The 22,029-nt window shown below is 67.0% G+C and carries 21 protein-coding genes; 16 read left to right on the top strand and 5 right to left on the bottom strand.

Going from position 1 to position 22,029, the window contains the following annotated elements; genetic code table 11:
* The first annotated feature begins 22 nt into the window (after nt 1-22).
* From V3B48_RS09440 to V3B48_RS09490, 11 genes are all read left to right on the top strand, one after another.
* A complete protein-coding gene (locus V3B48_RS09440; RefSeq protein ID WP_329893604.1) occupies nt 23-3,778 on the top strand; it encodes a nitrate reductase subunit alpha in 3,756 nt (1,251 codons plus the stop codon).
* Nucleotides 3,778-5,322, top strand: coding sequence for a nitrate reductase subunit beta (narH, locus tag V3B48_RS09445; RefSeq protein ID WP_012511273.1), 1,545 nt, complete (start codon nt 3,778-3,780; stop codon nt 5,320-5,322). Before V3B48_RS09440 ends, narH begins: the two co-directional genes overlap by 1 nt.
* On the top strand, nt 5,322-6,002 hold the full coding sequence (narJ, locus tag V3B48_RS09450) for a nitrate reductase molybdenum cofactor assembly chaperone (protein WP_006371182.1): 681 nt from the start codon (nt 5,322-5,324) through the stop codon (nt 6,000-6,002). Before narH ends, narJ begins: the two co-directional genes overlap by 1 nt.
* On the top strand, nt 5,999-6,706 hold the full coding sequence (gene narI, locus V3B48_RS09455) for a respiratory nitrate reductase subunit gamma (protein ID WP_329893605.1): 708 nt from the start codon (nt 5,999-6,001) through the stop codon (nt 6,704-6,706). The genes narJ and narI overlap by 4 nt, the downstream gene beginning before the upstream one ends.
* Nucleotides 6,707-6,709: 3 nt before the next feature.
* Nucleotides 6,710-7,609 (top strand): peptidylprolyl isomerase, encoded by a 900-nt coding sequence (locus V3B48_RS09460; protein WP_329893606.1) that lies wholly within the window; start codon nt 6,710-6,712, stop codon nt 7,607-7,609.
* A gap of 23 nt (nt 7,610-7,632) precedes the next feature.
* Nucleotides 7,633-8,964, top strand: coding sequence for a nitrate/nitrite transporter (locus V3B48_RS09465; RefSeq protein WP_014037437.1), 1,332 nt, complete (start codon nt 7,633-7,635; stop codon nt 8,962-8,964).
* Nucleotides 8,965-9,208: 244 nt separating this feature from the next.
* On the top strand, nt 9,209-10,423 hold the full coding sequence (locus V3B48_RS09470) for a coproporphyrinogen III oxidase (protein WP_329893607.1): 1,215 nt from the start codon (nt 9,209-9,211) through the stop codon (nt 10,421-10,423).
* An 11-nt stretch (nt 10,424-10,434) separates the two neighbouring features.
* Nucleotides 10,435-11,211, top strand: coding sequence for a helix-turn-helix domain-containing protein (locus V3B48_RS09475; RefSeq protein WP_049401325.1), 777 nt, complete (start codon nt 10,435-10,437; stop codon nt 11,209-11,211).
* Between the two features lie 19 nt (nt 11,212-11,230).
* The gene (gene modA, locus V3B48_RS09480) at nt 11,231-11,974 is read left to right on the top strand and encodes a molybdate ABC transporter substrate-binding protein (RefSeq protein WP_329893608.1); all 744 of its coding nucleotides are present in this window, start codon (nt 11,231-11,233) and stop codon (nt 11,972-11,974) included.
* A gap of 3 nt (nt 11,975-11,977) precedes the next feature.
* Complete coding sequence (modB, locus tag V3B48_RS09485) at nt 11,978-12,661, top strand: molybdate ABC transporter permease subunit (RefSeq protein WP_049459011.1); 684 nt, start codon at nt 11,978-11,980, stop codon at nt 12,659-12,661.
* The gene (locus V3B48_RS09490) at nt 12,651-13,319 is read left to right on the top strand and encodes an ATP-binding cassette domain-containing protein (RefSeq protein ID WP_329893609.1); all 669 of its coding nucleotides are present in this window, start codon (nt 12,651-12,653) and stop codon (nt 13,317-13,319) included. The genes modB and V3B48_RS09490 overlap by 11 nt, the downstream gene beginning before the upstream one ends.
* Before the next feature lie 361 nt (nt 13,320-13,680).
* Here the strand turns inward: V3B48_RS09490 and V3B48_RS09495 are convergent, their stop codons facing one another.
* The 5 genes from V3B48_RS09495 to V3B48_RS09515 all read right to left on the bottom strand — a co-directional run bounded on the left by V3B48_RS09495 (nt 13,681) and on the right by V3B48_RS09515 (nt 17,959).
* On the bottom strand, nt 13,681-15,210 hold the full coding sequence (locus V3B48_RS09495) for a sulfite reductase flavoprotein subunit alpha (RefSeq protein WP_329893610.1): 1,530 nt from the start codon (nt 15,208-15,210) through the stop codon (nt 13,681-13,683).
* A complete protein-coding gene (locus tag V3B48_RS09500; protein WP_125893679.1) occupies nt 15,207-15,635 on the bottom strand; it encodes a PAS domain-containing protein in 429 nt (142 codons plus the stop codon). The genes V3B48_RS09495 and V3B48_RS09500 overlap by 4 nt, the downstream gene beginning before the upstream one ends.
* A 134-nt stretch (nt 15,636-15,769) precedes the next feature.
* Nucleotides 15,770-16,243 (bottom strand): hypothetical protein, encoded by a 474-nt coding sequence (locus tag V3B48_RS09505; protein ID WP_329893611.1) that lies wholly within the window; start codon nt 16,241-16,243, stop codon nt 15,770-15,772.
* Between the two features lie 673 nt (nt 16,244-16,916).
* Nucleotides 16,917-17,231, bottom strand: coding sequence for an AzlD family protein (locus V3B48_RS09510; protein ID WP_065723444.1), 315 nt, complete (start codon nt 17,229-17,231; stop codon nt 16,917-16,919).
* Nucleotides 17,228-17,959 (bottom strand): AzlC family ABC transporter permease, encoded by a 732-nt coding sequence (locus V3B48_RS09515; RefSeq protein ID WP_049400393.1) that lies wholly within the window; start codon nt 17,957-17,959, stop codon nt 17,228-17,230. The genes V3B48_RS09510 and V3B48_RS09515 overlap by 4 nt, the downstream gene beginning before the upstream one ends.
* Nucleotides 17,960-18,086: 127 nt before the next feature.
* Between V3B48_RS09515 and V3B48_RS09520 the strand changes: the two genes are divergently transcribed.
* The 5 genes from V3B48_RS09520 (at nt 18,087) to V3B48_RS09540 (ending at nt 21,919) form a co-directional block, all read left to right on the top strand.
* Entirely contained in the window at nt 18,087-18,551 is a 465-nt protein-coding gene (locus V3B48_RS09520; protein WP_005413654.1) for an Lrp/AsnC family transcriptional regulator, read from the top strand.
* A gap of 480 nt (nt 18,552-19,031) precedes the next feature.
* On the top strand, nt 19,032-19,712 hold the full coding sequence (locus V3B48_RS09525) for an STN domain-containing protein (RefSeq protein ID WP_125893671.1): 681 nt from the start codon (nt 19,032-19,034) through the stop codon (nt 19,710-19,712).
* A gap of 16 nt (nt 19,713-19,728) precedes the next feature.
* Nucleotides 19,729-20,259, top strand: coding sequence for a sigma-70 family RNA polymerase sigma factor (locus V3B48_RS09530; RefSeq protein WP_032128154.1), 531 nt, complete (start codon nt 19,729-19,731; stop codon nt 20,257-20,259).
* 69 nt (nt 20,260-20,328) lie between these two features.
* Complete coding sequence (locus V3B48_RS09535) at nt 20,329-21,309, top strand: DUF4880 domain-containing protein (protein WP_107433708.1); 981 nt, start codon at nt 20,329-20,331, stop codon at nt 21,307-21,309.
* Between the two features lie 58 nt (nt 21,310-21,367).
* Nucleotides 21,368-21,919: a hypothetical protein gene (locus tag V3B48_RS09540; RefSeq protein WP_329893612.1), complete on the top strand. Its 552-nt coding sequence runs from the start codon at nt 21,368-21,370 to the stop codon at nt 21,917-21,919.
* Nucleotides 21,920-22,029: the final 110 nt, after the last annotated feature.

The following is a 22,029-nucleotide window of genomic DNA, read 5'->3' on the forward strand; positions in this document are numbered from 1 at the left end:
TGTCCGCAAAGGGAGACCCCCGATGAGTTATTTCCTCGATCGCTTGCAGTTCTTCAAGCGTGACCCCCAGACCTTTGCCGATGGCCACGGATTCGCCAAGAGCGAAGGCCGTGACTGGGAAAACAGCTACCGCGCCCGCTGGCAGTACGACAAGATCGTGCGTTCCACCCACGGCGTGAACTGCACGGGTTCGTGCAGCTGGAAGATCTACGTCAAGAACGGCCTGGTCACCTGGGAAACCCAGCAGACCGACTACCCGCGTACGCGCCCGGACCTGCCCAACCACGAACCGCGTGGCTGCCCGCGTGGCGCCAGCTATTCCTGGTACCTGTACAGCGCCAACCGGCTGAAGTACCCGCTGATCCGCGGTACGCTGCTGCGCCTGTGGCGCGAAGCACGGAAGAGCAAGGCCCCGGTCGATGCCTGGGCCAGCATCGTGGAGGACAAGGAGAAGGCGCGTTCGTACAAGACCCGCCGCGGCATGGGCGGCTTCGTGCGCCTGCAGTGGGAAGAGGCCAACGAGATCATCGCCGCCTCCAACCTGTACACGGTGAAGCAGTATGGCCCGGACCGCGTGGTCGGCTTCTCGCCGATCCCGGCGATGTCGATGGTGTCCTATGCCGCCGGCGCGCGCTACCTGTCGCTGCTGGGCGGCGCCTGCCTGTCCTTCTATGACTGGTACTGCGATCTGCCGCCGGCCTCGCCGCAGATCTGGGGCGAGCAGACCGACGTGCCGGAATCGGCCGACTGGTACAACAGCCGTTACATCATCGCCTGGGGCTCGAACGTGCCGCAGACGCGCACGCCCGATGCGCATTTCTTCACCGAGGCGCGCTACAACGGCACCAAGACGGTGGCGATCTGCCCGGACTATTCCGAGCTGGCCAAGCTGACCGATCACTGGCTGCACCCCAAGCAGGGCACCGATGCGGCGCTGGCCTTCGCCTTCGGCCATGTGATCCTGCGCGAGTTCCACGTCGATTCGCCCTCGCAGTACTTCCAGGACTATTGCCGCCAGTACTCGGACATGCCGATGCTGGTGCGCCTGGAGCGCCGCGACGACGGTCGCCTGGTGCCGGGCCGTTTCCTGCGTGCCAGTGAACTGGGCGGGCTGGGTGAAGCCAATAATCCGGACTGGAAGACGCTGGCTTTGGACGAGACCAGCGGCCAGATCGTGGTGCCCAATGGCTCCATCGGTTTCCGCTGGGGCGAGAAGGGCAAGTGGAACATCGAGGAGAAGGAAAGCAATGGCGCCGATACGCGCCTGCGGCTGAGCCTGGCCGACGCCCATGAGGGCATCGAGGCGGTCAGCTTCCCGTACTTCGGTGGCATCGAGTCGGAGGGCTGGACCGCTGCGCCGGCCGACGACGTGCTTGAGCGCAACATCCCGGTGCGTCGACTGGCCCTGGCCGAGGGTGGCGAGACCCTGGTGGCCACGGTCTACGACCTGCTGCTGGCCCAGTATGGCGTGGACCGTGGCTTTGGCGGCGGCAACGTGGCATCGAGCTTCGACGACATGGTGCCGGGCACCCCGGCCTGGCAGGAACGCATCACTGGCGTGTCGCGTGCGGAAGTGATCGAGATCGCCCGCGAGTTCGCCCGTACCGCCGACAAGACCCATGGCCGTTCGATGATCATCGTCGGCGCCGGGATGAACCATTGGTTCCACAACGATATGAACTACCGCGGCCTGATCAACATGCTGATCATGTGCGGTTGCGTGGGCCAGACCGGTGGCGGCTGGGCGCATTACGTGGGCCAGGAAAAGCTGCGCCCGCAGACCGGCTGGCAGCCGCTGGCCTTCGGCCTGGATTGGAGCCGCCCGCCGCGCCACATGAACGGCACCTCGTTCTTCTACTTCAACACCGGGCAATGGCGCTACGAGAAGCTGCAGGTGGACGAGCTGCTGTCGCCGCTGGCGGACGCGAGCAAGTACAGCGGCAGCCTGGCCGACCTGAACCTGCGCGCGGTGCGCATGGGCTGGCTGCCGTGTGCGCCACAGCTGGACCGCAACCCGCTGCAGCTGGTACGCGAGGCGGACGCGGCGGGCGTTGCCCCGGCCGACTACGCGCTGGGCAAGTTCAAGGACGGCTCGCTGGACTTTGCCTTTGCCGATCCGGATGCACAGCAGAACCACCCGCGCATGATGTTCATCTGGCGCTCGAACCTGCTGGGTTCGTCGGGCAAGGGCCACGAGTACATGCTGCGGCACCTGCTGGGTACGCGCCATGGCCTGCAGGGCAAGGACCTGGGCGAGATGGGGGCGATCAAGCCGGAGGAAGTGACGTGGCGTGACGAGGCACCGGAAGGAAAGCTCGACCTGCTGGTCACGCTCGACTTCCGCATGTGCACCACCGCGCTGTACTCGGACATCGTGCTGCCCACGGCCACCTGGTACGAGAAGGACGACCTCAACACCTCGGACATGCACCCGTTCATCCACCCGCTGTCGAAGGCGGTGGACCCGGCCTGGGAATCGCGCAGCGACTGGGAGATCTTCAAGGAAGTTGCCCGCACCGTAAGTGAGATGGCGCCCAGTGTGCTGGGCGTGGAGAAGGACCTGGTGCTGGTGCCGACCCTGCATGACACCCCCAACGAGCTGGGCATGCCGTTCGGCGTGGCTGATTGGAAGAAGGGCGAGTGCGAGGCCATTCCGGGCCAGACCATGCCGTCGATGACGGTGGTGGAGCGCGACTACCCCAACCTGTACCGCAAGTTCACCTCGCTGGGCCCGCTGCTGGACAAGCTGGGCAACGGCGGCAAGGGCATGAGCTGGGACACGAAGCACGAGGTCGAATTCCTCGGCAAGCTCAACCACACCGTGCACGACGCGGGCGTGAGCCAGGGCCGCCCGGCCATTTCGACCGCGATCGATGCGGCCGAGGTGATCCTGCACCTGGCGCCGGAAACCAATGGCCACGTCGCAGTGAAGGCGTGGGAATCGCTGGGGACCTTCACCGGCCGCGAGCATACCCACCTGGCGGTGGGCAAGGAGCACGAGGCGATCCGCTTCCGTGACATCCAGGCACAGCCGCGCAAGATCATCTCTTCGCCGATCTGGTCGGGCCTGGAGGACGACAACGTCAGCTACAACGCCGGCTATACCAACGTGCACGAGCTGATTCCGTGGCGCACGGTGACCGGTCGCCAGCAGTTCTACCAGGACCACGAGTGGATGATCGACTTCGGCGAGGCCTTCATGGGCTACCGGCCGCCGGTCAACACGCGCACGGTGGAGCCGCTGCTGAACCAGCGCCCGAACGGCAACAAGGAGATCGTGCTGAACTGGATCACGCCACACCAGAAGTGGGGCATCCACAGCACCTACAGCGACAACCTGATCATGCAGACGCTGTCGCGCGGTGGCCCGATCGTGTGGATCAGCGAGGACGACGCGCGCAGCGCCGGCATCGTCGACAACGACTGGATCGAGCTGTTCAACGTCAACGGTGCGATCGCCGCGCGTGCGGTGGTCAGCCAGCGCGTGATGCCGGGCATGGCGATGATGTACCACGCCCAGGAACGCATCATCAACGTGCCGGGCTCGGAGATTTCCGGGACCCGCGGCGGCATCCACAACTCGGTGACCCGCATCGTGCTCAAGCCCACCCACATGATCGGCGGCTACGCGCAGCTGGCGTACGGCTTCAACTACTACGGCACGTGCGGCACCAACCGCGACGAGTTCGTGATCGTGCGCAAGATGGACAAGATCGATTGGTTGGACGATGAACAGCCCGCTGGTGCTTCGGCATCGGCCAGCAAGGAGGTGGTGTGATGAAGGTCCGTGCACAGATCGCGATGGTGCTGAACCTGGACAAGTGCATCGGCTGCCATACCTGCTCGATCACCTGCAAGAACGTCTGGACCTCGCGCGAGGGCGTCGAGTACGCCTGGTTCAACAACGTGGAAACCAAGCCGGGCATCGGCTACCCCAAGGAATGGGAGAACCAGGACAAGTGGAACGGCGGCTGGGTGCGTACCCGCGCCGGCAAGCTGGTGCCGCGTGCCGGTGGCCGCTGGCGGATGCTGGCCAAGATCTTCGCCAACCCGGACCTGCCGCAGATCGACGACTACTACGAGCCGTTCGATTTCGACTACCAGAACCTGCACACCGCCAAGGACAGCCAGCACCAGCCCACCGCGCGGCCGCGCTCGCTGATCAGTGGCGAGCGCATGCAGAAGATCGAGTGGGGCCCGAACTGGGAGGAGATCCTGGGTTCGGAGTTCAGCAAGCGCTCGCGCGACTACAACTTCGACCAGGTGCAGAAGGAGATCTACGGCGCCTTCGAGAAGACCTTCATGATGTACCTGCCGCGCCTGTGCGAGCACTGCCTGAACCCGGCGTGCGTGTCGGCGTGCCCGTCGGGCGCGATCTACAAGCGCGAGGAAGACGGCATCGTGCTGATCGACCAGGACAAGTGCCGCGGTTGGCGCATGTGCGTGTCGGCCTGCCCGTACAAGAAGATCTACTACAACTGGAAGAGCGGCAAGTCGGAGAAGTGCATCTTCTGCTACCCGCGCATCGAGATGGGCGAGCCGACCGTGTGTTCGGAAACCTGCGTGGGCCGCATCCGCTACCTGGGCGTGATGCTGTACGACGCCGATCGCATCGCCGAGGCCGCCTCGGTGGCCGCCGAGAAAGACCTGTACCAGGCCCACCTGGACATCTTCCTGGACCCGAACGACCCGGCGGTGATCGCCGCCGCGCGCAAGGAGGGCATCCCGGACAGCTGGCTGGACGCGGCCAAGCAGTCGCCGGTGTACAAGCTGGCGATCGACTGGAAGCTGGCGCTGCCGCTGCACCCGGAATACCGCACGCTGCCGATGGTCTGGTATGTGCCACCGCTGTCTCCGATCCAGTCGGCCGCCGAACGTGGTCGCGTGGGCATGAGCGGTGAGCTGCCGGACGTGGCCTCGCTGCGTATTCCGATGCGCTACCTGGCCAACCTGCTGACGGCGGGTGACGAAGCGCCGGTGGTACGCGCACTGGAGCGTCTGATGGCGATGCGTGCCTGGCGCCGGGCCAAGAACGTGGATGGCGTGGAAGACACCGCGGTGCTGGAACAGACCGGGCTGAGCATCGCCCAGGTGGAAGAGATGTACCGCTACCTGGCCATTGCCAACTACGAGGACCGTTTCGTGATTCCGACCGGCCACCGCGAATACGCCAACGATGCCTTCGGCGAGCGCGGCGGCTGCGGCTTCACCTTCGGCAACGGCTGCAACGGTGACAGCCCGGCCGACCTGTTCGGCCAGCGCAAGAGCACCACCTTCGTGGTGGACAAGGGTCCGAACCATCGCCGCAAGGAGGTGGTGTGATGAGCGTGCTCAAGCTGGTCGGGGTGCTGCTGGATTACCCCCGTGAAGAACTGTGGCAGCACGGCGAGGAACTGCTCGCCGCCTGCGACGACCCGGCGCTGAACACCGCCCGCCGCCAGCAGCTGCGCAGCTTCGTGCAGCAGCTGCTGGACACCGATGCGCTGGATGCGCAGGCGGCGTGGCTGGCCAGTTTCGACCGCGGCCGCTCGATGAGCCTGCTGCTGTTCGAACACATCCATGGCGAGTCGCGCGACCGCGGCCAGGCGATGGTCGATCTGGTCGAGACCTACCGCCGCAACGGCTTTGAACTGGATGCACGCGAGCTGCCGGACTACCTGCCGCTGCTGCTGGAGTTCCTGGCCCATCGCCCCGGCAGTGAGGCCCGCGAGTGGCTGCACCACATCGGCCATATCGCCGGGATGCTGGCGGCGCGTGCCGCCGAGCGCGAGCTGCCGCACCGGGTGCTGTTCGAGATCCTGGTCGAAGCCGGTGACGGCAAGGCCGATCTGCAGGCGCTGCGCCAGCGTGCCAGCGAAGAAGTCCGCGACGATACCGCCGAGGCCATGGACCGCTTGTGGGAGGAGGAGGCGGTGCGCTTCGGCGCCGAAGCCCCCGCCGAAGACTGCAAGCCGCCCGTGCGTTCGCCGGCCCGTCCTTCGCATCGAGAGGTCCAGCCATGAGTTACTCCCTGCATCAATTCGCCTTCCAGTACTACCCGTACATCGCCGTGGCGGTGCTGCTGATCGGCAGCTGGGCCCGCTACGACAAGGCCATGTATACCTGGCGCACCGGCTCCAGCCAGATGCTGTCGGACAAGGGCATGCGGATCGGCAGCAACTGCTTCCACATCGGCATCCTGGCCATCCTCGGTGGCCATCTGGTCGGCCTGCTGACCCCGCATGCGGTGTACGAGCACTTCATCACCTCGTCGCAGAAGCAGATGCTGGCGATGGTGGTGGGCGGCGTGTTCGGCGCGCTGTGCTTCATCGGCATCAGCATCCTGTTGGTACGCCGCTTGTTCAATGCGCGGGTACGGGCCACCGGCAGTTTCGGTGACACCCTGGTGCTGGTGCTGCTGTTCGCCCAGCTGTGCCTGGGCCTCTACAGCATCCGCGTCTCGTCCGGCCACCTGGACGGTGGGGTGATGGTGCAGCTGGCCGAGTGGGCACAGCACATCGTGACCTTCCGCGCCGGTGCCGCCGACTATATCGAGGGCGTCAGCTGGGTCTACAAGATGCACATCTTCCTGGGCCTGACCCTGTTCCTGGTCGCGCCGTTCACCCGCCTGGTGCACGTGTGGAGCATTCCGGTCAGTTATCTGTGGCGGCCCTACCAGGTGGTGCGCCGCCGCCAGGCCACGCTGCGCTACGGTCCGCGGGAGTAGACCATGGGCAGCCTGCCGAAATCTCTGCCGATCACCGTGATCGACTCCGCCGCACCGGTGCCTGCCGAGGCGCATTCGCATCACCACAACGTGGCAGAGCAGGGGCCGCGCTCGCTCGGGCAGCCGGCACCGTGCCGGCTGTTCGTGGACGAGACCGCGATCAGCGAGGCCGACATCGCCCGCGAGATGCAGCACCACCGGGCGATGCGCCCGGAACAGTCACGCGCCGAAGCGGCACGTGCACTGGTGGTGCGCGAGCTGCTGCGCCTGGAAGCGCAGCGGCTGGGCCTGCAGGCACCGGAGGGCAACCGGGTCAGCGACGAGGAAGTGCTGATCCAGCAGCTGCTGGAGGACGCGATCGAAGACCGCGTGCCGACCGACGAGGACTGCCGCCGCTACTTCGAGCAGAACCCGGAGCGCTTCCGCTCGCCCGATCGCGTGCGCCTGCGCCATATACTGCTGGCGGCGCCGGCCGACGACGTGGCCGGGCGATTTGCCGCACGCACCGAAGGCGAGCGGCTGGTCGGACTGCTGAAGGAGTCGCCGCACCTGTTCGCCGATTTCGCCCTGCGTCATTCGCGCTGCCCCTCCAGCAGCGAGGGCGGTGACCTGGGCTGGTTGCAGCGCGGGCAGACCACGCCGGAGTTTGACCGCCAGGTGTTCCGCCTGCGCGAGGGCCTGGCCGGTTTCCCGGTGGAATCGCGCTGGGGCTACCACGTGGTCTGCGTCGATGCTCGCGAGGAAGGCCAGCCACAGTCGTTCGAGGCGGTGCTGCCACAGCTGCGTGATTACCTGGAGCTGCAGGTGCGGCAGCGTGAGGTGCAGGCCTACCTGCTGCAGCTGCAGGAACGCTACCCGGTGCGCGGGCTGGACGAGATCGACGCCGAAGCGGATATCGGCTGACCCCCATTGAACGAGGAGACCCCATGAACCAGGCCCTTGCCCCCGCCAGTGCCGGGCAGCAGCAGCGTGCGCTGTGGCTGAGCACGTTCGCCTTCACCGTGTGCTTCGCGGTGTGGATGATCTTTTCAATCATCGGCATCCAGATCAGCCAACAGCTTGGTTTGAATGACACCCAGTTCGGCCTGTTGATCGCCACGCCGGTACTGACCGGTTCGGTCAGCCGCGTCTTCCTCGGCATCTGGTCCGACCAGTTCGGTGGCCGCAAGGTGATGGTGCTGGTGATGCTGTGTGGCGCCGTGGCCACCTGGATGCTGACCTACGCGCAGACCTACACCCAGTTCCTGATCGCCGCGCTGTGCGTGGGCATTGCCGGCGGCAACTTCTCGGTGGGCGTGGCCTACGTCTCCAAGTGGTTCCCGGCCAGCAAGCAGGGCACTGCGCTGGGCATCTTCGGTGCCGGCAACATCGGCTCGGCGGTGACCAAGCTGCTGGCGCCGCTGGTGATGGTGGCCGCGGGTTGGACCATGGTTGCCAAGGTCTGGGCGGTCGCGCTGGCCGTCACTGCGGTGCTGTTCTTCCTCTTCAGCAAGGAAGACCCGTCGCTGGAGCAGCGCCGCCGCGAGGGCGTGAAGCCGGTTCCGTTCGCCGAGCAGATGGCGCCGCTGAAGAACCTGCAGGTGTGGCGGTTCTCGCTGTACTACTTCTTCGTGTTCGGCGGTTTCGTGGCGCTGGCGCTGTGGCTTCCGCACTATCTGGTGGGCGCCTACGGCATGGACGTGGGGCACGCCGGCATGCTGGCGGCGTGCTACTCGATCCCGGCCAGCCTGTTCCGCGTGGTCGGGGGCTGGATGTCGGACCGGATGGGGGCGCGCCGGGTGATGTACTGGACCTTCGGCGTGTCGGCCATCTGCACCTTCCTGCTGGCCTACCCGGACACCGAGTACGTGGTGAAGGGCATCCATGGCCCAATCCACTTCCATCTGGCCATCGGTGTGGTGATGTTCACCGTGCTGGTGTTCGTGCTGGGCTTCTTCATGTCGCTGGGCAAGGCCGCGGTCTACAAGCACATTCCGGTGTACTACCCGCAGCACGTGGGTGCGGTGGGCGGTGTGGTCGGCATGATCGGCGGCCTGGGTGGCTTCATCCTGCCGATCGTGTTCGGGGCATTGAACGATGCGGTGGGCATCTGGAGCAGCTGCTTCATGCTGCTGTTCGTGCTGGTGGCGGCTGCACTGGCGTGGATGCACTTTGCGATCCGTCGCATGGAACGCCGTCACTTCCCGCAGATCGACCGCGAGACCGACCTGCCCGAAGCCATCGATGCGGCCGCCGCCGAGCGGGTGCGCGGCAGGTGAAGGGGGTTGCTGGCCAGCGGCCGGCACTACCGGGACGGTGTGCGGCGGGTGGAGGGGGGTGGCGGGGGGGGGGCGGGGCGGCGGCGGGGGGGGGGGGCGGGGGGGGGGGCGCGGCGGGGGGGCGGGGGCCACCGGGTAGCGGGCGAAAGGGTAGTGCCGGCCGCTGGCCGGCATGAACCTGCCGATGCGCCACGCTTGATTTCAATCAGGGCCACGCGAAGAGGAACGCCCGAAGATGTGTGCCATGAGCTTCCACGTTGATGAGAGTGAGGACACTGCGCTGCAGGCGGCATTGCTGCGGCAGCCCCGCCACGTGCTGTTTCCGCCGGCTGACCAGTTCAGCACCGGCTTTGGCGAAAGCGGCTGGCGCGCCGCCGTGCGCGCCAGCAACGAGCACCTGATTCCGCGTGGGTTGACGCTCGGCTTTCAGGCCGGTCGGGGTGGTCGCGATGTGCCGCCGCAGGCGTATCTGGACACCTTGCTGCTGGCCCTGCAGCTGCAGGCCGATGCCCTGGCCGAGGACCGCGAAGTGGTGGCGATGGTGTTGCAGCTGGGATTGGCGGAGACATTGCCGCCGCCGCAGCTGGGCCAGCTGCTGGACGCCGTGCCGCAGCACCTGCGCACGGTGGCGCGGCCGCAGGTGGAAGTGCGGCTGGACGCCGGCAGCGCGCTGTCACCGGCGCAGCTGCGCGCGGTGGGTTGCACCCGCCTGAACGTGATCGACCGTGCCGATGCGCCGGGGCCGACTCTGCTGGCACAGGCGCGGCAGGTCGGCTTCACTGCGCGCTACTACCAGCTGCGCGTTCCCGCCAGTGAGGACACCGGTTTCATCGAGCGTCTGCATGAGGTGCTGGCCGAAGCACCCGAGCGCATCCTGTTGCCAGCGCCGTGCGCATTGCCACGGGATCCCTCAGCGGCCCACTGGCTGCAGGCCTGGCGCCTGCTGCGCGCAGCAGGCTACGAACCGATCGGTGGTGACCACTACCAGCGCGGCGACCTGCCGAACCCGCATGGCCCGGGCGATGGCCAGCGTCATTGTGACCTGGCCGGCGTGCCACGCCGCGACCGCAGCGATTTCATCGGGCTTGGCCTGTCCGCCTGCAGCCAGATCGGCGAGGTGTTCTACCGCCTGGAGGATGAGTTGGGCGAATGGCGGGCGCGATTGCAGTCCGGTCACATGGGTGTGGCCGCGGGCTTGATCTTGTCCGAGGACGAGCGGATGGCGGCCGAGGTGGCACAGAGCATCGCCTGCGACCATGCCCTCGATGCGGCCGCCTTCGAGTGGCGTAATGATGAACCCTTCGAGGAATGCTTCGCCGAACAGCTGCCGGCGCTGTCACCGTTGCTGGCGCGCGGCTGGGCGCAGTGGGATGCACGTGTGCTGCGGCTGGCCGAAGAAGGGCGGTTGCTGTGGCGTATGATGGCCGCATGCTTCCGGCCGGCGGCCGCCATCGCTTGAGTCCTGCCCCGATGTCTTCAACTCCGCCTTCCCAGGGTCGCCTCGGCCGGGCCACGCCGAACCCCGCCGCCGCCGATGATGGCGACGCGCTGCACTTCTGCAGTACCTGTGCATTTTCCGATGCCTGCATGTCGCAGGGTTATGACAAGACCGCGCTGGGCGATCTGCACGTCCTGGTCGACCACGTTGGCCCGTTCCATGCGGGTGACTACATCTTCCGCGCTGGCGAATCGTTCGATTCGATTGCTGCGGTGCGCGCCGGTATGGTCAAGACCTTCGTCGATGACAGCCAGGGCAACGAGCAGGTGCTGGGCTTCAGCCTGCCGGGCGAGGTGATCGGCCTGAATGCGATCCACGGCTCGCGCTTCCCCTGCAATGCAGTGGCGCTGGACACCGTGCACCTGTGCCGCATCTCGTTCCCCAAGCTGAGCCTGCTGGCCACGCGCATGCCGGGGCTGCAGGCCAAGCTGTTCAGCCTGCTCAGTGCGGAGATCGGCAAAGTCGCCACGCTGGCCGCCAACCACCGTACCGAAGAGCGCATGGCCGCGTTCCTGCTGGACATGTCCGAGCGTTACGCGCGGCGTGGTTTTTCTGCCACGCGCTTCAACCTGACGATGGCACGCACCGAGATCGCCAACTACCTGCGGATGGCGCCGGAAACCGCCAGCCGCGTGCTGCGCCGCCTGAGCGATGATGGGATCATCGCGGTGAAGCAGCGCGAGATCCTGCTGCTGCAGCCCGAGCGCCTGGCGGCGCTGGCGGTGGCCGACGAATCCGATTCGAACTGAACCTGGCCGGGAGCCGACGATGAAACGCGCTGGACTGTTGTTGCTGGGACTGCTGGCCACGCTGCCAGCCTGGGCGGCCGACCTGACGGTGTCGGCGGCATCGAGCCTGACCGAGAGCTTCCGCGAACTCGGCGCCGCCTATGAGAAGGCGCACCCGGGAACCAAGGTCGATTTCAACTTCGCCGCCTCAGGCGTGCTGCTGCAGCAGATCAGTCGTGGCGCGCCGGTGGACGTGTTCGCCTCGGCCGATGAAACCACGATGGACCAGGCCCAGCAGCAGGACCTGCTGGCGGCCGGTACCCGCGAGGTGTTCGCGGTGAACGCGCTGTGGGTGGTGGTGCCGCCGCAGGCCAAGGTCGCGCCGCGTACCCTGAAGGACCTGGCCGGTGGCAGCGTGCAGCGCATCGCACTGGGCAACCCGGACAGCGTGCCGGTCGGCCGCTACGCCAAGGGCGCGCTGGAAGCGGCGGGCCTGTGGCCGTCGGTGCAGGGAAAGACCATCACCACGCAGAACGTGCGCCAGTCGCTGGATTACGTGGCGCGCGGTGAAGTGGACGCCGGCTTCGTCTATGCCACCGATGCGCAGGCAATGCCCGACCGCGTGCGCCGCGCTTTCGCGGTGCCGGTGGCGGGGCGCATTGCCTATCCGCTGGCGGTGACCAAGGCCAGTACGCAACCGGCTGAAGCCAAGCGTTTCACCGCCTTCGTGCGTTCGGCACAGGGCCAGGCGATCCTGGCCAGGCACGGGTTCGGCAAGCCCTGAGGCATGGATCTCGACTGGAGCGCACTGGGGTTGTCGCTGAAGGTGGCCGGCTGGGCCACCGCGATCAATCTTGTAGTGGGCGTGGCGCTGGGCGCACTACTGGCGCGGCGGCGCTTTCCCGGCCGTGAGCTGCTGGATTCGCTGCTGACCCTGCCAATGGTGTTGCCGCCGACGGTGCTGGGCTATTACCTGCTGGTGCTGATCGGCCGTAACGGACCGATCGGTGCGTGGTTGCAGTCGTGGTTCGGCATCAACCTGGTGTTTACCTGGCAGGCGGCAGTGATCGCTGCGGCGGTGGCCTCGCTGCCGCTGGTGTTCAAGCCGGCACGCGCGGCGTTCGAGGAAGTGGACGGACAGCTGGAGCAGGCCGCACGCACGCTTGGTGTGTCCGAAGCGGCGGTGTTCTTCCGCATCACGTTGCCGCTGGCCTGGCGTGGCATCCTCGCCGGCCTGCTGCTGGCGTTTGCACGTGCGATGGGCGAGTTCGGCGCCACTTTGATGGTGGCCGGCAGCATTCCGGGCCGCACGCAGACGCTGTCGATCGCCATCTACGAAGCGGTGCAGGCCGGTCAGGACGGCAAGGCCAATGCGCTGGTGATCCTGACCTCGGTGGTGTGCATCGTGATCCTGCTGCTGGCCGCACGGCTGGTGGGCGGGCGTCGCCGGGAGCTGCGCGATGTGGCTTGATCTGCAGGTGCAGCGCCGACTGCAGGCGGCCGGCCAGAGTTTCGTGCTGGACGTAGCTTTGCAGTGCACGCAGCGGCAGGTGGTGCTGTTCGGGCCCTCGGGCGCCGGCAAGAGCCTGACCCTGAAGGCAGTGGCCGGGCTGCTGAGGCCGGGCCAGGGCCACGTGCGCCTGCAGGGGCAGACCCTGTTTGACGCGGCGACCGGCGTGGACCTGCCACCGCAGCGTCGTCGGCTGGGCTATGTCTTCCAGGACTATGCGTTGTTCCCACACCTGAGCGTGCGCCAGAACGTGGCGTTCGGTCTGCAGAAGGGCTGGTTGAATCCGCGGGCTGGCCAGCGCTTCGATGCGGTGGAGCAGTGGCTGCACGCATTCCGCATCGACACGGTCGGTGATCTTCTACCGTCGCAGGTCTCCGGTGGCCAGCGCCAGCGCACTGCACTGGCACGCGCCCTGGTGACGCAGCCGCAGGCGCTGCTGCTGGATGAGCCGTTCTCCGCGCTGGACCATGATCTGCGCCAGCACCTGCGCCAGGAGCTTGAGACCGTGCTGGACAAGACTGGTATTCCGTTGCTGTTGATCAGCCACGACCCGCAGGATGTGGCCATGTTCGGCCAGCAGGTGGCACGCGTCGTCGACGGCCGCATCGTCGGCGATTGACCCGTGCTGGGCGCACTGGCGATGGTGGGTTACATCTGATGGTAGTGCCGGCCGCTGGCCGGCAACCATGGAATCCGGAGCAGCCGGCCAGTGGCCGGCTCTACCAGTTCAGGGGTTCCGCGACGCTCAGGTGATGAATGGTTGCATCTGGTGGTAGTGCCGGCCGCTGGCCGGCAACCGTGGAATCCGGAGCAGCCGGTCAGCGGCCGGCTCTACCGGTTCAGGGGTTCCGCGACGCTCAGGCGATGAATGGCTACATCTAATGGTAGTGCCGGCCGCTGGCCGGCAACCACGGATTCCGGAGCAGCCGGCCAGCGGCCGGCTCTACCAGTCCAGCGTTCGCGCAATCCAGTGGAATGGATCAATACAGCTCGCAGTGCGTGCGGCCTTCGCCCCGCAGCGCGTCCCAGTGCCCTTCGCCACTGATGGCATCGATGGCCTCGCGCACCGCGCTTTCCAGGTGGCTCTTGTTGCCGCACAGGTACAGATGCCCACCGCGGGCCAGCACATCGCGCACTTCATCGCCGCGCTGCTGCAGCACATGCTGCACATAGACCTTGTCGGCGCCATCGCGCGAGAACGCGGTATGCAGGCCGGCCAGCACGCCACGCGCGTGCCAGTCCTGCAGCTGCTCGCGATACAGGTAGTCGTGCTGGCTGTGCTTCTCGCCGAACACCAGGTGCACTTCGCGTTCGCAGGCGTTGGCCTGCAGCTCCTGCATCAGGCCCATCAGCGGCGCGATACCGGTGCCGGTACCGACCAGCAACAGCGGCGCTTCGCCTGTATCGGGCAGGTGGAAGCCCGGGTTGGAGCGGCAGTACACGCGGGCGTGGTCGCCGCCATGCAGCAGGCTGCCGGTGGCAGTGCCGAAGCGCTCGCGGCCGCGCAGGGTGTAGCGTACTTCGCGCACGCACAGGCTCAGCTGGTCGTTGCAGGGGTGCGAGGCAATCGAATAGGCGCGCGGCAGGCGCGGTGACAGCAGCTCGTGCAGGCGGGCCAGCGGCACGCTGTCCGGGGTAGCGTGGTCCTGCAGCACGTCCAGCAGGTCCAGCCCGTGCAGGTAGGCTTCCAGCTCGCGTTTCTGGCTGACCTTCAGCAGGCCCTTCAGCAGCTCGCTGCCGCCGAGCCTGGCCAGTTCGCGCAGCACGCCCTTGCTCAGCAGGCGCAGCTCGCGGTCATGCAGGGCGGTCACGGCGGCAGTGTCGCCATACCAGGTGGCCAATGCCTGCAGCAGGGCAGGGTCGTTCTCGGGTACTACGTGCAGGGTGTCGCCCGCGCGGTACGCCATGCCACTGCCGGCAATGTCCAGCTGCAGGTGCCAGGCGGCCGGGTCGCTGCTGTTCAAGCGGCGGCGTTCGAGAATGGGGGCGGCAAACGCATTGTCTTCGCCATAGGCGGTGACCTGCAGGTGCAGGTCCTGGCCAGCGTTCACGTCGCCGTCCAGCACCTGGCCCAGCACCGGCTGCCATTGCTGGAAGAACTGCTCGTAGCCGAGGTCGGCATCCACGCGATGCAGCAGCGGTTGCGCCTGGCGCTCGCTCAGCGCGGCATCCAGCGCCTTGGTGAAGCCGCAGAAGCTGGGGTAGCCGGTGTCGCCGAGGCCGAACACCGCATAGCGCAGGCCGCTCAGCGTCGGGGTCTGGCGCAGTGTTTCGAAGAACTGCTCGCCGTTGGCTGGCGGTTCGCCGTCACCGAAGGAACTGGAGATCGCCAGCAGCACATCGCCGTGGCCGAGACTGGCCACGTCGATGTCGTTGAACGGGACCACCAGCGGCGCGTGCGGCTGCAGGTCCGCGCCCAGGCGCTGGGCCAGGGCGCGGGCATTGCCCGACTCGGACGCGAAGCCCACCAGCAGGCGGCTGAAGGGCGTGCTTGTCGGGAGGGCGTTCACGCGGCCTCGTAGAAGTCGTCGAACTTTTCCTTGCTGAACTCCACCAGGTCGTAGTTCTGCATCAGGTCGTTCACCACGCGGCGGATGCTGATGTACGAGGTGATGTTGCCGTCGGCGTCGAACAGCGGTTGCACGGTGGTGTCGACCACGTAGAGCACGCCACCCTTGCCGAGGTTGGGCACGATGCCGGTCCAGGTCTTGCCAGCCTTGATGGTGTCCCACATGTCCTTGTAGACCGCCTTGGGCACGTCAGGATGGCGCACGATGCTGTGCGGCTGGCCGATAAGTTCCTCGCGCGCGAACCCGGTGAGCGTGCAGAACAGGTCGTTGGCGTAGGTGATGTTGCCCTGCAGGTCGGTGGTGGAGATCACCATGACGTTCTGCATGGCACTCAGCAGCTGGGCGTTGTCGGGGGTGTAGCTCATCGCAGGTCCTTTGGATGCCGGTGACACCGGCGTATTGGGTTCCTGCATAGAGATACGCCCGCGCGGCGGCGGGCGGTTTGACATTGATCAAGCGGGTGGCGGGATGGCCTGCGACCGGGTGTCGCAGGGAGCGTTCACTGCTGCAGGGGAAAGCCGATCGTCTCGTGGCAATGCCGCATCAGGTGGCGGCCTCCCTCATTGATGTGCAAGGTGTCCGCGTCACCGAAGAACCGCAGCAGCGCTCCCCCGGTCGTACTGCCTGCATGCGCGGAGCGCCTGGCTGCCGATGGCAGAAACGGATCAGCTCGCGGATCGTGTCCGCCAGGCAGATCCGCACGTGCAACGGCGCCTTCGATCATCAGCTGGGCACATGCGCCTGCCAGATAGGCGTCTGGTTCGCGCTGCCCGCCGCGCCGAGGGTGTCCTGCCAATGCGGTGGCGATATGCTGGAACTCATGGGCGGTGGTGGCGATCAGGCGCCTGCGCAGCGAGTCGGTGTCGGGGCCGGAGGGAAACCAGAAGCTGACCATCTGACCCGGCGGCTCTGGTTCCGGCAGCTGTCGCCAGATGCCGCCTCCGTCACTTACGATCGTCAACTGATAGCGCATAGGCGTCCGTTCCTGCCCATTGGCCTGGAGCGGCAGTCCAGCGGATCGTGCGGCGGCCTCGCAGAGCCGTGACGCCTGCATGGCCGAAAGCGCTCGATCTGCCCAGAGAACTCGAGTTGCGACGGATGACCACCCGCACTCGATGGATCGATTGGGATACTCCGAGCTTTCTGGACCGGGTAGCACCGACACTGTGCTGATCTTCAGATGTGAGGAAGGGTCTCGCAGCAGGGTGGCATACCCTCCATCGGGACTGACCAGGTTCCGGGGAGGCAGCTGGATGGATTGGCACGCACTTGTGGCCAGAAGGATTGCCGCCAGCCCAGCATAGAGCCCGAGCGCGGGGCCCGGCTGGGTACGCCTGGACTGACGGCGCTGCATCAGAGGGGCAGCCCGCGAGTAGATGTGAGGGTGATACCGATTGCTGCCACGACAACTCGCAGATTGCTCATTGGTACTCTCCACGTTGGACGTCGATTGATCGATCAGCTCAACCCGCTGATTCGGCAGTCGATCCGTACCGGCTCAGGCTCGATCAGGCAATCGGAATTGTTTCAAACACCTCCAGTAGGTGGCTCCGGGCCACGTTTGAGGCGGCACGCAAATGTGCAGGTCGAGCTGATAGCGACCGTCGCGCCTCCAGTCACACACACGTGGGGACCTCGCGCGTGCGTCAGCCCATCAGATAGCGCAGCACACCGGCCGACACCACGCCGATCAACACCGTGGGCAACATTGAAAAGCGCGTGGCGACCAGTAGCGTGATGGCGAGCGCGGCGAGGTCGGCGGGCTTGTCGGCGACGAAGTCGGGCGCGATCACCGAGATCAGCACGCAGCCCGGCGCGGCTTCCATCACCGTCACTGCGCGCTTGCTCAGCGTGCGGTTGCGCAGCGCGAGGAAGCCGATGATGCGGGTCAGGTAGGTGGCAGCGGCCATCAGCACGATGGTCAGCACCGAGGTCCAGTGGATCAGTCCGTTGAAGATCATGCCGCGTCCTCCGCCAGCAGCCAGGCTGCGGCCAGGCCGGCCAGCGCGCCGCTGGCCACGTACCAGGCGCCGGGAACCAGCAGGTAGGTGGCCGCGGCCACCACCAGGCTGACCAGCCACGGACGCGCTGCTTTCATGCCCTGCCACATGCCGCGCAGCAGCACCAGGAACACGGCCGGGAAGGCCATGTCGAAACCATAGGCGTGGATGTCGCCCAGCATCGGGCCGACGATCGCGCCCAGCGCGGTACAGGCCACCCAGACCGTGTACAGGCCGGCCGAGACGCCCAGGTAGTAGGAAAGGCTGAAGCCGAGCGCACGGCGGCGCGCGTCGGCCACGCCCATCGCCCAGCTTTCGTCGCACATGAAGAACAGGGCCGGCAGCACGCGGCGGCGCGGCAGGTGCTGCAGCAGCGGGGCCAGGCTGGCGCCCATCAGCAGGTGGCGGCTGTTGACCAGCGCGGTGATCGCCACGATCAGCGCGATATGCGGCGGCGAGGTCCACAGTTCGACGGCGGCGAACTCCGAGCCGCCGGCGAAGTTGAGGCCGGTCATCAGCGGCACTTCCAGTGCGCTCAGGCCTTTCTGCGCGGCCTGGGCGCCGAGCACCAGGGCGAACGGAATGAAGCCGATCATCACCGGCACGGCGGCGCGCAGGCCGCGCAGGAATTCGGCGCGCGGGGCGGTATCGCAGGTATCGGGCAGGGGGAGGGTGGTACGGGCGTCCATGGAACGGCACAACGAGGTGGGGGTGGCCCATCCTAGCGGTCCGATCGCGAAATCGGGTTGCGTTGATGCCATTCAATTCGGGAATATTGAGATTCCATGCGGCCAAGGTCGCCAAAGGTGAAATCCCGTGCAGTATCAGCTCGACAACCTCGATCGCCGCATCCTCGATGCCCTGCAGCGTGACGGACGGCTGCAGAACCTGGAGCTGGCCCGGCTGGTGGGCCTTTCTCCCTCGGCCTGCCTGCGGCGGGTGCGGCTGCTGGAGGAGGGCGGCTACATCGACCGCTACGTGGCCCTGCTGAATGAGGCGAAGGTGGGTCGTGGCTTCACGGTGTTCGTGCGAGTGTGGCTGCGCGGGCAGGACGAGGACACCACCAACCACTTCATCAACAGCATCAAGTCGTTCCCGGAAGTGCTTGAATGCCATCTGATGGCCGGTGACTGCGATTTCCTGCTGCGGGTGGCGGTGGCGGACCTGGATGCTTACCGGCAGTTCCAGATGCAGCACCTGAACCGGATTGCCGGGGTGCAGAACACCAAGACCGAGATCCCGATGCAGCGGATCAAGCAGACGACCCAGTTGCCGCTTTGAGGATGGGTGGTTCCGGCCGGGTTGCACCCGGCACCCGCGGTAGTGCCGGCCGCTGGCCGGCAACCTCAGGAGCAACAGCAACTGCAACGGCGATGTTCCCAGGGCGGCGGGGCGGTGTGGCCAGGCAGGACACGCCGTAGACCCATCCATGGGGGCTCGATGGCGCCATCCATGGCGCCAACGGTCCTGCCTGCCCACACCGCCCCGCGCCTGACAGTTCCCCGCGACCTGTCGGGGTCGGATCCCGTTGCTGTGCAACGGGCTCTGACCCCACGCCTGGAGGACATGGTCTGTTCGACTCGTTGATGCCTGATCCGTGACTGGCTCCAGGAAGGCTGGCCCGACGGTCGGCCGTGGGCGGCGGTCATCGCAATGACATGTGCCCCCGGTACGGTTTGAGCCCGCTTGCTGGTCGCGCGCGGGCCGGGGTTCCGGTCGTGGCGCGCGTCCACTGCAGCTGCTGTCGCTGCCGAGGGTCATGTGTTCTACGTCAGGGGGCTGAATGGACACCATGCGGTCAGAACTTGGAAGGTGGCCATCGCCGCATGGCTGCTGCTGTCCTTTGCCGCTGTGGCGCGGGACGGTGTTCATGCCTACGACATCCCTGCGCAGCCGCTGGAGCAGGCGGTCGAGCGCTTCAGCGTCATCAGCGGGTGGTCGGTGATGTACCCGGGCGATCTTGCCGCCGGCCGTAGCAGCCATGCGCTGCGCGCCAGCCTTGCGCCGCTGCCTGCCTTGCAGATGCTGCTGCAGGACACCGGCATCGAGGCCGAGATGATCGGTGAGCAGCGCGTGGTGCTGCGCCGGGGCACGCCCTCGGTCGCCGAACCCGGTACTGGTGCCGAACTTCCCGAGGCCGAGCGTCGGCGTCGCTATGGCGGGCTGCAGCAGCGCCTGCGTGCGGTGTTCTGTGACGACCCCGAGATCGCGCCCGGCCGCTATGCCGCGACGCTGCGCTTCCACGTCGACGGCGAAGGCCAGGTGCATGCGCCCGAGCTGCTCTCAGGCAGTGGCAGCGCCCGCCGCGATGCACGCCTGCTGCAGGCGCTGCAGGGCCTGGTGCTTGCGCCCGATGCCGCCGCGCTGCCGCAGCCGGTGACCCTGCAGATCCGACCTTCCGGCACCGACCACGACTGTGGCCGGCGCGCGCCCCTTCCATGACTTCAAGGATTCGAACATGAGCAACGGTACGGCTGGGGCAGTTGACCTGATGGACCACCTTCTGGGGGCCTACGACGAGCTGAAGCGCCGCCTGGTGCGCAAGCTGGGCTCGGAGGAGCTGGCCGGCGATGCGCTGCAGGACACCTGGATGCGCCTGAGTGCGCGCCGTGACCGCCTGGATGCCGTGCAGAACCCCGCGGCCTACCTGTTGCGCATGGCGATGAACACGGTGATCGACCGCCAGCGTGCCGACCACCGCCTGCTGAGCCTGGAAGAGGTGGATACGCTGATGGAGATGGCCGACCCGGCACCGGGCCCGGCGCAGGCGGCCGAACTGGATTTCGCGCTGGAAGACATGGTCGGCCTGCTGCAGCGCATGCCCGAGCGCCGACGCCGCATCCTGCTGGCGATCCGCGTCGATGGCCTGCAGCAGCGCGACGTCGCCGACCAGTTGGGCGTGTCGCTACGGCTGGTGCAGCGTGAGTTGAAGGCGGCCCAGGATTACCTGGCCGAGCGCAGCGGACAGGGGCGTCAGGTGCGGTTCTGATCGGCGGCATCCGTCTACACTTTGACGCCGAGCAGAACCCCGCAGCGTGCGGGTCCGGCATGAGCCCCCATGGATCCTGACGATCGCCCGCAACGCCCGCTGGATGCCGTCGAGCGTCAGGCCCACGCGTGGGTGGTGCGGCTGACCTCGGGCGAGGCCACCGCCGCCGATGGGCGCAGGTTCCGTGAGTGGTGCGAGGCTGATCCGCGTCATCGCGAAGCATTCGGCCGTGCGCGCCGGCAATGGGAGCAGGTACGCCTGGCCGGCGAACAGCTGCCCGCCGCTGCGCGCCAGCCGGTCGCGCCGACGCCGGCCCAGCGCTGGAGCCGGCGCGCCTTCCTGGGCGCCGCGATTGCCGCACCGGCCAGTCTGGTGGTGGTGGCGGCGATCCGCCCGCCGCTGGGGCTGTGGCCCTCGGTGACGGCGATGGCGGCCGATTTCCACACCGGCACCGGTGAGCGGCTGCAGATCGCGCCCTTGCCGCAGCTGAAGATCGAACTGGATACGCAGAGCAGCCTGCGCCGTCGTTCGGACACGCAGGGCGAAGGCTTCGAGCTGGTGCAGGGCCAGGCCGCGATCGAAACCCAGGCAGGCCTGCGCCTCGCCCTGTTCGCGGGGCCGGGCTGCGTGATTGCCGATGAAGGTGCGGTGCGCCTGGACGTCCGCAACACCCACGGCCAGGTACGGGTGACCTGCCTGCAGGGCAGCGCCCGCATCGAGCACCCGCAGGGCCGCCTGCAGCTGCAGGCGGGCCAGCAGACCCAATACGACGAGCGCCTCAGTGGCGTGGTGGCCGAAGCCCTGGCCTCGGAAGTGAGCGCCTGGACCGAGGGCATGCTGGTGTTCCGTCGCGCTCCCTTGCGCGAGGTGGTGGATGAAATCAACCGCTACCGCCGCGGCAAGGTGCTGCTGGGCGAATCGGCGTTGGCGCGGGCCCCGGTCAGCGGTCGCTTCCGCATCGATGATCCGGACGCGGCGCTGGAGCAGCTGCGACTGACGATGTCGCTGGATCTGCGTCGCTTTCCGGGTGGCATTGCCGTCCTTGGTTAGGTGAAGACGCTGGCCGTGCGCGCCGCGCAGGGCTGTTGCAAGCAAGGAGACGCCAAGGATGCGCAACGAGACCATCGGTGTGCTGGATCTGCGCCGCAACCTGTCGGCGCTGCTGGAAACCACGCAGCGACGGCCTTTGATGGTGCATCGCTATGGATCGCCGTGGGTGTGCGTGGTATCCGATGCGCAATGGCAGCAACAGGCCGTTCTGCTGGACTTCGATCCGCAATCGCACCCGTTGGCGATGCTGCTACGGCTGCAGCAGCAGGTGCTGCCCCTCGCTGAGGCCGGCACGTTGCCGCCTGCGGCGATGGCGCGCGTGCTGCTGCTGATGGGCATGCACGGCATCGACGATCTGGTGCAACTGCACGAGCAGGTACAGCATCATCGTCTTTGGCACTGGTTCGTGGCCGGCACCCATGGCGTGATGGACGGCTGGCAGCTGCCGGCGCTGCGTGTTGCGATGGCGTCATGGTGCGATGACGTGGATATGTCCAATGCACTGGCAACGTTCGCCGCACGCAGCGATGTGGCGATACTGGCGCGCCGTTGCGGGGGCGAAGCGCCGCGGCTGGAGCGCGAAGCCTGCAGGCAGATGACGCTGCGATGACGTTGCTGATGAAGCGCCACGCAGCGCACAGAGACGCATTCGCGTTGTCGCTTCACCTGCCTTGCTGACGTCTTCTCCAGAGTACGACGCACCACGCGTCGCGGAGCACG

This window comes from Stenotrophomonas sp. SMYL20 (assembly GCF_036320045.1).
GTDB classification, from domain to species: Bacteria; Pseudomonadota; Gammaproteobacteria; order Xanthomonadales; family Xanthomonadaceae; genus Stenotrophomonas; species Stenotrophomonas maltophilia_A.